At 62.2% G+C, this 14,001-nt stretch carries 11 protein-coding genes and 1 pseudogene; 9 read left to right on the forward strand and 3 right to left on the reverse strand.

Translation table 11 applies throughout. The annotated features are described in order from the left end of the window. Window positions 1–10: 10 nt before the first annotated feature. Complete coding sequence (locus tag PXJ20_RS03815) at window positions 11–970, reverse strand: transcriptional regulator GcvA (RefSeq protein ID WP_017772572.1); 960 nt, start codon at window positions 968–970, stop codon at window positions 11–13. Window positions 971–1,070: 100 nt separating this feature from the next. Between PXJ20_RS03815 and PXJ20_RS03820 the strand changes: the two genes are divergently transcribed. The 6 genes from PXJ20_RS03820 (at window position 1,071) to PXJ20_RS03845 (ending at window position 8,611) form a co-directional block, all read left to right on the forward strand. Further along, a complete protein-coding gene (locus tag PXJ20_RS03820) occupies window positions 1,071–1,397 on the forward strand; it encodes a DUF2917 domain-containing protein (RefSeq protein WP_017772573.1) in 327 nt (108 codons plus the stop codon). A gap of 56 nt (window positions 1,398–1,453) precedes the next feature. Continuing rightward, the gene (gene lipB / locus PXJ20_RS03825; RefSeq protein WP_421030211.1) at window positions 1,454–2,230 is read left to right on the forward strand and encodes a lipoyl(octanoyl) transferase LipB; all 777 of its coding nucleotides are present in this window, start codon (window positions 1,454–1,456) and stop codon (window positions 2,228–2,230) included. A gap of 13 nt (window positions 2,231–2,243) precedes the next feature. Then, window positions 2,244–3,245, forward strand: a complete 1,002-nt coding sequence (gene lipA, locus PXJ20_RS03830; RefSeq protein ID WP_017772575.1) for a lipoyl synthase — start codon at window positions 2,244–2,246, stop codon at window positions 3,243–3,245. 650 nt (window positions 3,246–3,895) lie between these two features. Beyond that, window positions 3,896–5,179: a dicarboxylate/amino acid:cation symporter gene (locus PXJ20_RS03835; protein ID WP_026120997.1), complete on the forward strand. Its 1,284-nt coding sequence runs from the start codon at window positions 3,896–3,898 to the stop codon at window positions 5,177–5,179. Between the two features lie 4 nt (window positions 5,180–5,183). Beyond that, window positions 5,184–7,235 (forward strand): sensor histidine kinase, encoded by a 2,052-nt coding sequence (locus PXJ20_RS03840; protein ID WP_421030212.1) that lies wholly within the window; start codon window positions 5,184–5,186, stop codon window positions 7,233–7,235. A gap of 20 nt (window positions 7,236–7,255) precedes the next feature. Further along, window positions 7,256–8,611: a sigma-54-dependent transcriptional regulator gene (locus PXJ20_RS03845; RefSeq protein ID WP_026120998.1), complete on the forward strand. Its 1,356-nt coding sequence runs from the start codon at window positions 7,256–7,258 to the stop codon at window positions 8,609–8,611. 117 nt (window positions 8,612–8,728) lie between these two features. On the opposite strand, the gene PXJ20_RS03850 is transcribed toward PXJ20_RS03845, so the two are convergent. Continuing rightward, the gene (locus tag PXJ20_RS03850) at window positions 8,729–9,253 is read right to left on the reverse strand and encodes a TlpA disulfide reductase family protein (RefSeq protein ID WP_421030213.1); all 525 of its coding nucleotides are present in this window, start codon (window positions 9,251–9,253) and stop codon (window positions 8,729–8,731) included. A 138-nt stretch (window positions 9,254–9,391) separates the two neighbouring features. Between PXJ20_RS03850 and PXJ20_RS03855 the strand changes: the two genes are divergently transcribed. Beyond that, window positions 9,392–10,069 carry a hypothetical protein gene (locus PXJ20_RS03855; protein WP_421030214.1) on the forward strand — a complete coding sequence of 226 codons (678 nt, stop codon included), beginning with the start codon at window positions 9,392–9,394 and terminating at the stop codon, window positions 10,067–10,069. 341 nt (window positions 10,070–10,410) lie between these two features. Here PXJ20_RS03855 and PXJ20_RS03860 read toward each other — a convergent pair. Next, window positions 10,411–11,019, reverse strand: a pseudogene (locus tag PXJ20_RS03860) (ATP-binding protein); the annotation flags it as partial. A gap of 74 nt (window positions 11,020–11,093) precedes the next feature. On the opposite strand from PXJ20_RS03860, the gene PXJ20_RS03865 reads away from it, so the two are divergent. Together PXJ20_RS03865 and PXJ20_RS03870 are read left to right on the forward strand one after the other, a co-directional pair. Beyond that, window positions 11,094–12,278, forward strand: coding sequence for a tyrosine-type recombinase/integrase (locus PXJ20_RS03865; RefSeq protein ID WP_199542751.1), 1,185 nt, complete (start codon window positions 11,094–11,096; stop codon window positions 12,276–12,278). Then, window positions 12,278–13,996: a hypothetical protein gene (locus PXJ20_RS03870; protein WP_421030215.1), complete on the forward strand. Its 1,719-nt coding sequence runs from the start codon at window positions 12,278–12,280 to the stop codon at window positions 13,994–13,996. The genes PXJ20_RS03865 and PXJ20_RS03870 overlap by 1 nt, the downstream gene beginning before the upstream one ends. Window positions 13,997–14,001: the final 5 nt, after the last annotated feature.

Here is a 14,001-nt window from a genome sequence, read left to right on the forward strand (position 1 = left end):
TTCGATTCCGCTACCTCTCGTCTGCGGGCAGGGCCTCACGCGCGCGCTGTGAGCTTTCCTCGCATGCTCGCTGGAACAGCAGCTTGAAGCTCGCCACCTCTTCGAAAATCCAGTTCCGGAATGCCTGCACACGCTCGGTCTGCAACATGTGCGGCGGGCAGATGAAGTAGTAGCTCCAGGGGCTGGGGCCATCGATCTCGAACAGCCGCACCAGTCGCCCCGCCGCGATCTCGTGCATCGCGAGCGAGCGGCGCACGAGCGCGATGCCCTGGCCGTCCATGGCGGCCTGCAGCAGGTTCGACGAATCCTGGTACAGCACGCCGCGTTTGGGCTCGGGGACATCGTCGAGCCCGGCGGCGTCGAACCATGGGCGCCAGAGTTCGTCGTCGGAGCGCAGCAGCGCGAGCTTAGTCATCTCCCGCGGGTTCCTGGGTAGCTTGCCGCCGTTGAACTGCGGCGAGCATGCCGGAAAGAAGATCTCCTCCAGCAGCAGTTCAGCGTGCAGGCCGGGGTAGCGGCCGTAGCCGAAGCGGATCGCGGCGTCCACGTCGTCGCGTGCAAAGTCGGTGAGTGCGTTCGTGGAAAGCAGTTCCAGATCCCATTTCGGGTGCGCCTCGATGAAGCGGCCGATGCGCGGCGTCACCCAGCGCGCGGCAAACGAGGTCAGCATCGAGACGACCAGCCGGCGCTCGCGGTCGCCTGCGCGAATCTCGCGCGTGGCATCGAGCAGGGCGGCCAGCGCAGCGCGCACCTGGGTCGCGTAGCGCCGGCCCGTATCGGTGAGCCGCACGCGCTTGCCGTCGCGGGCGAACAGCGTGACGCCGAGGTCGGCTTCCAGCGCGCGAATCTGGTGGCTCACGGCGCCGTGCGTGACGAACAACTCGTCGGCGGCGCGGGAGAAGCTCTCGTGCCGCGCCGCGGCCTCGAATGCCTTGATCGCGTTCAATACGGGTAACTCGCGCAGGTCCATCGCAATTTTTCTCACATACCGGTGAAAAATGATCGTTTTGCCCAATCCCTTGCGGCATCTACGATTCTAGCCATCAAGACGATTTTTGGCGGAGCGGATCATGCGAGAAATTTCCTCAAACATCACGTTCGAAATCCACGCTGGCGAGACGGTGCCCATGAAGGTCGCCAACAGCACGCGGCTAACCGTGCACGGCGGCCCGGTCTGGGTCACGCGCAGCGACGACGTGGAGGATTACTGGCTCGAACCTGGCCATACGCTGCGGCTGCGGCGCGGCGAACGGCTGTGGCTCAGCGTGGAAGGGGCGCCGGCCGCACGTGTGGCGTTTGCCATTCCGGCGCGGCCGTCGGAGCGGCTCATCGACTGGGCGGCCCGTGCCGCGCAACGGCTCGGCGTGCGCGTGGGCGACGGCTGGCGCACGGTGTGAGCGCCGCCGGGCGATGTCCGGCGGCGGGGGCGGGATTTCGGTAAACTGCGCACATCATGTGTGCCACGCCGGTTTCCCTGTCCCCTTTTCCCTCAGACGATTGCGCGCCCGCTGCGGAAGCGGCCACGGCGCCTTGCGCTTCGGACGCGATTCCCCTCGTGCTGCGTTGGCGTGGCACGGAACCCTACCAGGCGAGCTTCGATGCGATGCGTGCTTTCACCGAAGCGCGCACGCCCGGCACGCCCGACGAAATCTGGCTCGTCGAACATCCGCCCGTCTTTACCCTCGGCCAGGCCGGTAACCCGAGCCATCTGCTCGTTGCCGACAGCGGCATTCCCCTTGTGAAGATCGACCGCGGCGGGCAGATCACTTACCACGGCCCCGGCCAGGTCGTCGCCTATTTGCTGCTCGACCTGCGCCGCCGCAAGCTCATGGTGCGCGACCTCGTCACGCGTATCGAGCAGGCCGTGATCGATACACTCGCGTCGTATAATCTCGCGGGCGAACGCAAGGCCGGCGCGCCCGGCATCTACGTTGCGCCCGGCCCCGCAGCCGGCGTTCATGTCGGCGCCAAGATCGGGGCACTCGGGCTGAAAATCCGCAACGGCTGCAGCTATCACGGCGTGAGCCTCAATGTGAACATGGATCTGCGGCCGTTTCTCGCCATCAATCCCTGTGGCTATGCAGGGCTCGAGACGGTCGACATGGCGACGCTCGGCGTCGCCGCGAGCTGGAACGACGTGGCGGCCACGCTCGCCCGAAGTCTCACTGCAAACCTCGACGGCACGCGCGCGGCCGTCGCCCAACCGCAGGCCGGTGCCGCCACCGCCTGACTGGATCGAACGAATGACTGACGCTACCGCGAACCTCGCTGGCACGCCGGCTCCCGACGCTGCCGCTCCCGCGCCCTACGACGCCACTGCGAAACAGAAGGCGCAGGCGAAGACCGCGCGCATTCCGATCAAGGTCGTGCCGATCGAAAAGCTGAAGAAGCCGGAGTGGATTCGCGTGAAAGCGGCCACCGGCAGTTCGCGCTTCTACGAGATCAAGCAGATTCTGCGCGAGCACAACCTGCACACCGTGTGCGAGGAAGCGAGCTGTCCGAACATCGGCGAGTGCTTCGGCAAGGGCACGGCGACGTTCATGATCATGGGCGACAAGTGCACGCGCCGCTGCCCGTTCTGCGACGTGGGCCACGGCCGTCCCGATCCGCTCGATCCCGAGGAACCGGCGAATCTGGCACGCACGATTGCGGCGCTCAAGCTCAAGTACGTGGTGATTACGAGCGTGGACCGCGACGACCTGCGGGACGGCGGCGCTGGCCATTTCGTGGAGTGCATCCGTGAAGTGCGCGCGCAGTCGCCGGAAACGCGCATCGAGATTCTCACGCCGGACTTCCGTGGCCGCCTCGACCGTGCGCTCTCCATCCTCAATGCCGCGCCGCCCGACGTAATGAATCACAACCTCGAAACGGTGCCGCGTCTCTACAAGGAAGCGCGGCCGGGCTCGGACTACGCACATTCGCTCAAGCTACTGAAGGACTTCAAGGCGCTGCATCCCGATGTCGCGACGAAGTCGGGCTTGATGGTTGGGCTGGGCGAGACCGAAGAGGAAATCCTTCAGGTGATGCGCGACCTGCGCGCACACGACGTCGACATGCTGACGATCGGCCAGTATCTGCAGCCTTCGGAGCACCACCTGCCGGTGCGGGCATACGTGCATCCCGACACGTTCAAGATGTATGAAGAAGAGGCCTACAAGATGGGTTTCACGCATGCCGCCGTGGGCGCGATGGTGCGCTCGAGCTATCACGCAGATCTGCAGGCGCACGGCGCGGGCGTGGTTTGATTCATCGCCGCGGTGTCTGCTCTGTGGGGTCCGACGCTTGGCTTGAGAGCGTACGCGGAGGCGCTACCCGTTCCTGCACGGGGTTTTGACAATAGTTGACTTTGGGCGCCCGTCTGCGCGCTTAAGATTGATCTGTGGGTGCCGTAACTGACCGTTTTCGGTGCCCACAGGCCTGCAAGGGTCTCCGACTTCTCTTTCGCATGCCTTCCCGCCACCGGGAAGGCATTTTTTTGGCCGCTTGTTTTTCCGCGCGGCCAAGTCGCTGTTCTTCCCCTTGTTTCCTCTGTTGTGCGCCCGGCGTGTGTGCAGTCGTGCGCTCACATGCTGCGACGTCTGGAAAGTCGGACAGCTCGCGTCCAGGTTTCCGGAAACCCGGACGAACGGTGGCGGGGGATTGGAAAAATCTCAAATAAATCAAGGCGGTAAAGGCGTTACGCAACTGGCATCGCCCTTGCAATGAAGACGCGCGGCCGCAACGGCCTCATTACTAAAGCAAGGAGACAATCGATGCTCAAAACCCCTTCCCGGTACTTCTGAACCCGTCGTCTTGTCGCGGCTTGCCCGCTGCATCCCGACGAGGTTTTCATGCGCCCGTACGCGACGCGGCGGCCGGCCACCGGCTCCCATGTGCAGCAACACCAGCAGGAACCATCGTGAAGAAACCCATTTATAAAGTGCTCTACGTCCAGGTGATCGCCGCGATCGTCATCGGCATCGTTCTTGGACATTACTCGCCGGCGCTCGCCATCGACATGAAGCCGCTCGGCGACGCGTTCATCAAGCTCATCAAGATGGTGATCGGGCCGATCATTTTCTGTACGGTCGTGACCGGCATCGCCGGCATGCAGGACATGAAGAAGGTTGGCCGCGTGGGCGGCAAGGCGCTGCTGTACTTCGAGATCGTTTCGACGTTCGCGCTTCTCATCGGCCTCATCGCCACGCACGTGCTCAAGCCGGGCGTCGGCTTCAACGTGGATCCGGCGACGCTGGACGGCAAGGCAGTCGCCTCCTTCGCGGCAAAGGCCCATGGCCAGAGCACGGTCGACTTCCTGATGCACATCATTCCCGACACGTTCTTCTCGGCGTTCGCCCAAGGTGAAATCCTGCAGATCCTGCTGATCGCGCTGCTGTTCGGCAGCGTGCTGGCGACGCTCGGCGAGCGCGGCCGTGTGGTGACGGACTTCATCGAAGGCATTTCGAACATCCTGTTCGGCGTGGTGCGCATCGTCACGAAGCTCGCGCCCATCGGCGCGTTCGGCGCGATGGCTTTCACTATCGGCAAGTACGGCCTGGGTTCGCTGCTGCCGCTCCTGAAGCTGATCGGTACCTTCTATCTGACGGCGGCGGTCTTCGTGATCGTGGTGCTCGGCATCATCGCGCGCGCAGTCGGCTTCAACATCTTCCGCTTCGTCAGCTACATCAAGGAAGAACTGTTGATCGTGCTGGGCACGAGCTCGTCGGAAGCGGCGCTGCCGCAGCTGATGCAGAAACTCGAAAAGCTCGGCTGCTCGCGCTCCGTGGTGGGTCTCGTCGTGCCGACCGGCTACTCGTTCAACCTGGATGGCACCAACATCTACATGACGATGGCCGTGCTCTTCATCGCGCAGGCCACCAACACGGATCTCACGCTCACGCAACAGCTCACGCTGCTCGCCGTGACGATGCTCACGTCCAAGGGCGCGAGCGGTGTGACGGGCGCTGGCTTCATCACGCTCGCCGCGACGCTCGCCGTGGTGCCCACCATTCCGCTTTCGGGCATGGTGCTGATTCTCGGCATCGACCGCTTCATGAGCGAATGCCGTGCGCTGACGAACATCATCGGCAACGGCGTGGCGACGGTGGTGGTGTCGGCGTGGGAAAAAGAGCTGGACCGCTCGAAACTGCGTGCCGGCCTCTCGGGCGAAGTGGCCGTCAGCGAGACCGCCGGAGCCTGATGCGATGCATGACGCGGCGCCGTGCCGGATGGCCGCGGCGCCCGCGCAGCACGCTTCGGGCGGCGTGTCCGGATATGCCACAATGGGCGGGTATCACCCTCTGGAATCCGCTGCCGTGACGCGCCGCCTGCTGATCCTCTTCGCGCTTCTCGCCGGGCTCGCCGCAGCGTGCGCGCTCACGTGGACGGTTGCGTGGCAGCACGGCATCGACAACCTGCGGCGCAACGCTGCCGTGCGCGGCGATCGCCTTACCAGCGCGCTCAAGAGCACGCTGGAGCGCTACGAATCGCTGCCGTATCTGGTGGCCGGCCATCCCGCCGTGCAGGAGGCGCTCGTCACGCCGAACCCCGGACCCGCGCTCGTCGCGCGCGCGAACCACTACCTCGAGGCTGTGAACCGCCACGCGCGGGCCACCACCACCTACATCATTCGCGCGGACGGCCTCTGCGTGGCCGCCAGCAACTGGCAGCAGCCGGACAGCTTCGCCGGCGTGGAATATCGCTTCCGGCCGTATTTCATCGATGCAATCAAAGGCGGCGTGGGCCGCTTCTTCGGCATCGGTACGATCTCGCATGATCCGGGGTACTACATTTCGCAGCCGGTGCTGCGCGATGGCCGTATCGTGGGCGTCGCTGTCGTCAAGCTGAATCTCGAATGGTTTCCGGGCACGGATGTGTCCGAGCCACTCTTCGTCACCGACGACCACGGCGTGATCTTCCTGTCCTCGGTTCCGACGTGGAAATACCATACCGTGCGGCCGCTCTCGGGCGCCGTGGCCGATTCGATCTATCAGACCCGCCAGTACGCACAGCAGGACATCACGCCGCTGCCGGTCACCGTGCAGCAGGTGCTCGAAGGCGATGCGCGCATCGTGCGCGTAGGTGGCGGACGCGGCGCCGTCCGCTACCTCGCCACGCGTCGGGCCGTGGGCGAGCCGGACTGGCATCTGGTCACGATGTCGCCGGTCGATGCCGTCGACGCCGACGCCCGCAATGCCACCGTCGTGACTGGCTTCGGCTATGTGTCGCTGTGTCTGCTCGCGTTCTATTGGCGCATGCGCCGCGCGCGCGTGCGCGAGGTGATGCGCAGCCGCGCGCTGCTGCAAAAGGCGTATGCGGAGCTCAACGAACGCGTGGCAGAGCGCACCGTCGACCTCTCGCAGGCCAACGAACAGCTCAAGAAAGAAGTCTCGGAGCGCACGCGTGCCGAGCAGGAATTGCGTGCCGCGCACGACGAACTCGTGCAGGCCAGCAAGCTCGCCGCGCTTGGCCAGATGGCCGCCGGCATCACGCACGAACTCAACCAGCCGCTCGCGGCGCTGCGCACTTTCTCGGACAACACGCGCCTGCTGCTCGAACGCGGTGATTACGGTTCGGCTCGCGAGAATCTGTTCGCGATCGCGTCGCTCACCGAACGCATGGGCAAGATCACGAATCAGCTGAAGCTGTTCGTCGGGCGGGCGCGGCCGCGCAGCGCGCGGGCGCCGGTGGCGAGGGCGCTGCGCAATGCGTTGTCCGTTTTGCAGAAACGGCTCGAACAGGTGGAGCTGGACGTGAGGCTGATCGAGGCCCCCGAGGCCGACGCTGAGGCTGGCGCGGGCGCGGGCACCGCCGCGCCGGTTCGCCGCCCGTTCGACCTCAATGCCGAAGGCGTCGACGAAAGCGTTTCGCTCGTTGCTCAATGCGACGACCTGCGCCTCGAGCAGGTGCTGATCAATCTGATTGGCAACGCGCTGGACGCGGTGGCGGGCATGCCGCACCCGCGCATCGAGGTATGCATCGACGCAAGCCAGCCCGAGACGGTCGCGCTCTCCGTGCGCGACAACGGCCCGGGCATTCCGGAAGACGTGCTGCCGCGCCTCTTCGAGCCGTTCTTCACGACCAAGGAGATGGGGCAAGGGCTGGGACTCGGCCTTGCGATTTCTTCGTCGATTGCTCGCGACTCCGGCGGCTCGCTCACTGCACAAAACGCGACGGACGGCCCCGGCGGCGCGCTCTTCGTGCTCACGCTGCCGCGCGCCGCCGTGCCGAAGCCCGCGCTCACGGCGAGCTCATGAATCAGGATGGCGAACGAATCATGGTGAAAGAAGGTTTGCAGGTGCTCTATATCGAGGACGACGAGCTCGTGCGCCGCGCTGGCATGCAAAGCCTGCAACTGGCGGGCTTCGACGTGGTCGGCTATGCGTCTGCGGAAGAGGCGATGGGCGCGATCAGCGCGGATTTTTCCGGCGCGATCGTGAGCGACATCCGGCTACCCGGAGCAAGCGGGCTCGACCTGCTCGCCCATTGCCATGAGCGCGCGCCCGACGTGCCCGTGATTCTCGTCACCGGTCACGGCGACATTTCAATGGCCGTGCAGGCGATGCGCGACGGCGCGTACGACTTCATCGAAAAGCCGTTTCCTTCGGAACGGTTGACCGAGACGGTGCGCCGCGCGCTGGAGCGGCGCAACCTGATGCTCGAAAACCTGGCGCTGCGCCGCGAACTGGCGGGGCAGAACGCCGTGGCGCCGCGCATCATCGGTCGTAGTCCGGCCATGGAGCAAGTGCGCCGGCTCATTGCCAACGTCGCGCCGACGGACGCATCCGTGCTCATCAACGGCGACACGGGCGCGGGCAAGGAACTCGTCGCGCGCAGCCTGCACGAGATGTCGCCGCGCAAGGACAAGCCCTTCATCGCCGTGAATTGCGGCGCGCTGCCCGAGCCGATGTTCGAATCGGAGATGTTCGGCTACGAGCCCGGCGCCTTCACGGGCGCCGCCAAACGGCGCATCGGCAAGCTCGAGCACGCATCGGGCGGCACGCTGTTTCTCGACGAGATCGAGAGCATGCCGCTTTCGCTTCAAGTGAAACTCTTGCGCGTGTTGCAGGACGGCGTGCTGGAGCGGCTCGGCTCGAACCAGTCGATTCGCGTGAATCTGCGCGTGGTGGCGGCGGCCAAGGGCGACATGCTGGAGCTGGTGGCCGCCGGCACCTTCCGTCGCGACCTGCTGTACCGCCTCAACGTGGTGACGATTTCGCTGCCGCCCCTTGCGGAACGTCGCGAAGATATCGTGCCGCTCTTCGAGCACTTCCTGCTGGAAGCCGCCGTGCGCTACGAGCGGCCCGCGCCCATTCTGACCGAGCGCCAGCGTCTCGCGCTGATGCAGCGCGACTGGCCGGGCAACGTGCGCGAAGTGCGCAACGCCGCGGAGCGCTACGTGCTGGGCGTGAGCGAGGATTCATTCGCCGCGTCGGGCGGCGAGGCCGACGCGCTGTCGCTCAAGGAGCGAGTAGAGCAGTTCGAGCGCGCGGTGATTGCCGATGCGCTCGCGCAGTGCGGCGGCGCGGTAGCGGCTGCGGCGGACCGCTTGCAACTCGGCAAGGCAACGCTCTACGAGAAGATCAAGCGATACGGGCTGGCGGCTCGTGCGGAAACCGAGCGCGGCGGGTGACCGAAAACGAAAACGCCGACCTGAGGGGCGGCATTTTCGTTAAAGCGTTTTGTTCGTCTTTGATTGCGGAGCGGCAGCGTTCTGTCGCAAGCCGCCGCATGCAGACGCCTCGGCGTCTCAGGTACTCAGCGCTTGTTGCAGCAGTTGGTCGAGTTCCGCGAACTGCGGTTCGCCGACATAGCGCTTCAGGATCTTGCCGTTGCGGTCGATTACGAACGTGGTCGGTGTGAGTTGCACGTTACCGAACTGCCTGGCGGCGGAGCCGTCGTCGAGCGCTACCTTGAACGGCAGCTTGCGCGTTTCGGCGTAGTTGGCGACGTACATCGGCGCGTCGTAGTTCATCGCCACGGCAACGAATTCCAGTCCCTGGCTCTTGAAGCGGTTGTACGTCTGGACCATCTGCGGCATTTCGTGCATGCACGTCGTGCAGCTCGTCGCCCAGAAATTCACGAGATAGACCTTGCCCTTCAGTTCGGACGTGGAGACCTTCTGGCCGGACAGCAGCGTAAAGGTTGCGTCGGGTGCGTGCTGCTGGCCGTTGAAGGCGAAATAGCCTGCAACGGCAATAGCGCCCGCGACAACCGCCGCCGCGATGTACCGCACCGGGCTGGAGCGACGAGTGGAAACAGATGATTGACTCATGGATGGAACCTCGGTTCGCCGCGATCCGGCGCTCAACGCGATTAACCTGCTTATTCTAGCGGCAATCGGCGGCTGCGGCAGAATGCCGAGCGGCGACGGATAATGCCATTCCGGTTTCCCGTACCTTTTATGCGTCTCATGTTCCGTACCGTATTTCTCTTTGCTTTCCGGCTGTTTTCATCCCGCTTCCCTCTGTCGCAAACGAAATTGTGTCCGACCGGCGCGAAACACGGCGCGTTGCCGACTGGCCGCAACTTCCGCCTGGCAGCGCGCGCCACACTGGAACAGTTCCTGCGGCTGGCGTGTGGCGGGCTGGCTGCGAGCGCGCTGCTGGCATGCACGCCCACCTACGACTGGCGCACGGTGATGAACAACGACAGCGGCTACACGGTGGACTTGCCGGCCCGGCCGGGTACCGATGACCGTCGCGTCGACATCGACGGTACGCCCTTGCAGATGCACATGCAGACCGCCGAGGCCGATCACGTCGTCTTCGCGGTCGGCACCCTCACTTTGCCGAGCGGCGACCCGCAGCTACAGCAGAAGGTGCTCGACTTCCTGCGCGACGGGATGGCCCGCAACGTGGGCGCAGAGCCGAGCGGCCGGGCGGTGCAGATTCCGCTTGCAGCAGGCGGCGCCGTGCCGGGCTTCGAAATGACCTTGAGCGGGAAAGCCGGGCCGAAGCAGGAGCCGCGAATGATTCATGTACGGCTGGTGGCTAAGGGAACGCACGTGTACCAGGCGGCGGTGATCGCCAGCAAGGAGCCGGCGCCGGAACAGATCGATCAGTTTTTCGGGTCGTTCAAGCTGTACTGATCACTAAACGCGGCGCCGAAGTCCGTATGAAGATGCGGTAGACCAATATGTTAAATGAAGGTTCCTTGGCAGCTTTGTACGCTAATGCACGGATTTCACGAGGATTTTTCCGTGTTCCGGACTGGATGTGGATAACTCTGTTGAGAACTCGGCCGAAATTCGCTGAAAGGCCCGTCCCGTGGGCTTTCTGTCAGTTTGCAAGCAAATCGGGGCGTGGACGAAAATCCAATAGAATCAATGAGTTTCGTCGCGCCGTTCGATGAATTGCCGGAAATCTTGTTCCGCGTCGGCCACTAGTCATATTTGTGCATAAGTCAAGTCTTGACACGCGCTTTTTGCCTTCATACGGATAGCGCGGTGCGCCGGTACTGGATGGCTTCGGCGACGTGCGCGGCAGTAAGCCGATTGGCACCGGCCAGATCGCCAATCGTGCGCGCGACCTTCAACACGCGGTAGTACGCCCGCGCCGACCAGCCAAAGCGCTCGCCCGCTTCCCGCAACAGCGCTTCGCCGTCCGCGTCCGTTTCGCACACCTCGTCTACCTCCCGCCCCGCCAGTTCGCGATTGGTCTTCCCCTGTCGAGCCAACTGGCGCTCGCGTGCAGCGCGGACGCGCACGGCAATCGCGCCGCTCGGCTCGCCTGGCGCGGCGGCGCGGCCAGCAAGTTCGGCCGCGCTGAGGGCGGGAATCTCGATCTGGATGTCGATGCGGTCCAGAAGCGGCCCCGAGAGCTTGCGCATGTAGCGCGCGGCGCCGTCCGGCGTGCAGCGGCACCGGCCGCCCGGATCGCCGCGCCAGCCGCAGGGGCAAGGATTCATGGCCGCCACGAGCTGACAGGCGGCGGGGAAATCTGCCTGCAGCGCGGCGCGCGAGATCGTGATGCGGCCGGCTTCGAGCGGCTCGCGCAGTGTCTCCAGCACGTGACGATCGAATTCGGGCATTAGGTCGAGGTGCGTGTCTGTACGGGCATACGCGGGGCGCTCGGGTGGTATAAGTGAGCTGAGCCGTGCCTTAAGGATCTTCAATGCTGCAATCAATTGGAATCCGACCCCGAAATGACTTTGGCTCGGTAACTGCACTGGGCCAGTTACTCATGTCGGATCAATTACTCATGCCGTACCAAATCGACGTGAGCGATGCGGTGCTGTTTGATGTCCCCTTGGTTGTGGTGTTGTTCGAGGATACTGACTACACCGTCGCATGGCTACCTTCTCTTTTCCTGGCCGAGACGGCGCTCTTTTCGCACAGCGTGACCGGAGACACTGTCAGAACATATAGCGAAGGGTTGCTGGCTTGGTGCAGGTATCTTGTCGACCATTCGTGCAGGGTGGAAGACGCAACCGAGATCCATTTTAAGCAGTTTAGGAATCTTCTAACCCATGAACTTACTGCCCGAGGAAACAGGAAACGAAGCAGCGCCACAATCGCACTGACACTTCGCATTGTGGCGATTTTCTACGAATGGGGAGAGCAGCAGGAGCTGTTCCACAGTTCTTTAGGGAAATGGATTGCGGACAACAAAGCGCTCGTTCGAACCCAATATAGCGACAGCGATGTCTATCGGCGACGCGGTCGTATTGGCATCCCACTAGTCACAAACAAGCTACCTGTCGCGTTACCTACGGAAAAGGTCTCGAAGCTTGTTGCGTCGGTGCCGAACCCCTACTCTCTCGCGTTTAAATGGGCTGTTTGCACCGGGATTCGACGCTTTGAACTTTGCCAGCTTTCCGTGGAGCAGATAGTCGAAGCGCGAGAGTCAATCGGTCGCCAGGACGTTCTCGGCAAATTAACTATTCGTCGAAAAGGCGACAAGAATTTAAATCTTTATGTGCCACGCGGTTTGCTCGACGAAACTTGGTGGTATATCCAGGTGGAGCGGGGAGAACCCATACGCCCCGATGACACTCACGTCTTTTTGAAAAACGGATCGCCCCTTTCGCGCGAGACTCTCTCCAGTGCATACTCACGGGCTGCGATGGAGGCCAACTGCGCGTCCACGCTTCATCACCTTCGACACACCTTTGCCATAACGGCGTTTGACGTTCTTTCCGAAAAAGCGGCGCAAGGCGTAAGAATCAATCCCCTTAAAGTTCTTCAGATTCTGCTCGGCCATGCATCAATGAAAACTGCCGAAATCTATCTCCAGGCCACTCAGGTTCGGAGCGATTCTGTGCGATCGGCGCTCGATTACCTGTACGGAGCAACCTGATGCGTGGACGTGTTGTGGAAAATGCCGAGCAAATCGAGCTCGCGCTGAAGGATTCAGCCGGCGAGCATTATGGTTGCTTAAATTTCGCAGAGCTCGGACTTGACTTCAGGCTAGCGACTGGCATGAAAAGCGCGTTCGAATTGGAGTATGGGCATACTCGCCCGGATTCGCAGATAACCGCCTTCGCGCAACTCCGCAAGTTCGCAACGTTTCTTTCGAGCACCGAGATCCACCGGACCCTACCTTTACCATCGGACGTGTTGAACCGATTTCGCACGTGGCTCGCCGAGCAACATTTGGCGAATGCCAGCCGTGCATCTACGCTAAATGTCGCAATCCGATTAACCTCTTCTCTGCACAGAAATTTTACCGGCCTGGTCGCCAAATCTCTCGCCGAAGACATCCTCTCGTTTCCTCGCAAGCGTGAAACGGAACCGGAGCATTTGAGCGAAGATGAAATAAAAGCAATATTGAGTATATGCAGGGAAGAGATTGATCAAATTGAAAGTCGACTAGCAAATCGGGTATTCATCCAATCCAACGGCCGATGGGTCTATCCCGGAAATAACGATCTGATTCGTGAGCTTCTGGAGTTGGGCGGAGGTGTCTTGCCTCGCCGCTCTGAGATGAAAAGCAGTCTATGGAGAGGAGTCGTTGAAAGTGGTGGAATAAGAGCGTTATATAGATCGCTTTGGATTACGTCATCCGACCTTGTGCCCTTCTATTTGCTGATATTGATACAGTCGGCTGGGAATCCGGACTCGATAAGAAATATGCATCGAACCTGCATTTCGGCGCATCCTCTTCGGGATGATCTTGAATGGCTTGAATGGTTTAAGCCTCGCGCCGACTCAATGCAGAGAGCCGAATTCCCGGTCAAATTGCGCTGGAGTGCAACAGGCGTGGCTCGACGTTTGATCACTCTAACCGAGAACTTACAACCGCGGACTCGGCGTCGTGATGCCGACCATCTTTTCTTGGCCATGACGGTCGATCGCAGGGCGGTCACTCCGGACCGTAGCTTTATGTTCTTGCTACTTGACGCGTTTCGAGCGAAACATCAGATTTCCGACTTCACTCCTAAGATGTTCCGCGCCACAAATGCCGAACTTCACCGCCGCGTCGCTGCGCGTCAACTGGCAACGGGCGAATTGATGTCGGCACAGGCCAGCGCGGACGGACTGCAAAGCGCGCAGGTCGTCTTAAACCACAAGGACAAAGACACGTCGCTCAAGTACGTGGATCTCGACAATGTGAAGGACAATTGGAACGCGACCATAAACCGTGCTCAGCAAGAGATCGAAGGCGAGTCGAATACCAGAAGGGCCGGCAAGCAGCCCAATCGAAAAGATATTCCGCCGAACGTCGAGGCTCATCAGACTCTCTTCGGATTTTCGTGCAAATCGCCTTTCGAGGGCATTGCGCCGGGAACGAGAGCTGGCGAACTTTGTGACAACTTCCTACATTGTGCGGGTTGTCCTGGCTCACTTGTCCCGCTCGACAACGTGTCTGTTATAGCCAAACTTATAACGGCCATGAGCGCTCTGACGCAGGCGGAGGAGAAGGCCACCACCGAAGGCTGGAAAGCTCGATTTGACGCTATCTATCAACCAACCTTACGGACGATTCAGCAGGAGCTATTGCCTCGCGTCCCCGAGACGATACTAAAAAAGGCGGCTGCGATAGCTGACGCGTTTCCTGTTCCGTTTCTGGAGTAGCGACC

The sequence above is a fragment of the Paraburkholderia sp. A1RI_3L genome (assembly GCF_048957895.1).
In the GTDB taxonomy this organism is placed as follows: Bacteria; Pseudomonadota; Gammaproteobacteria; order Burkholderiales; family Burkholderiaceae; genus Paraburkholderia; species Paraburkholderia kururiensis.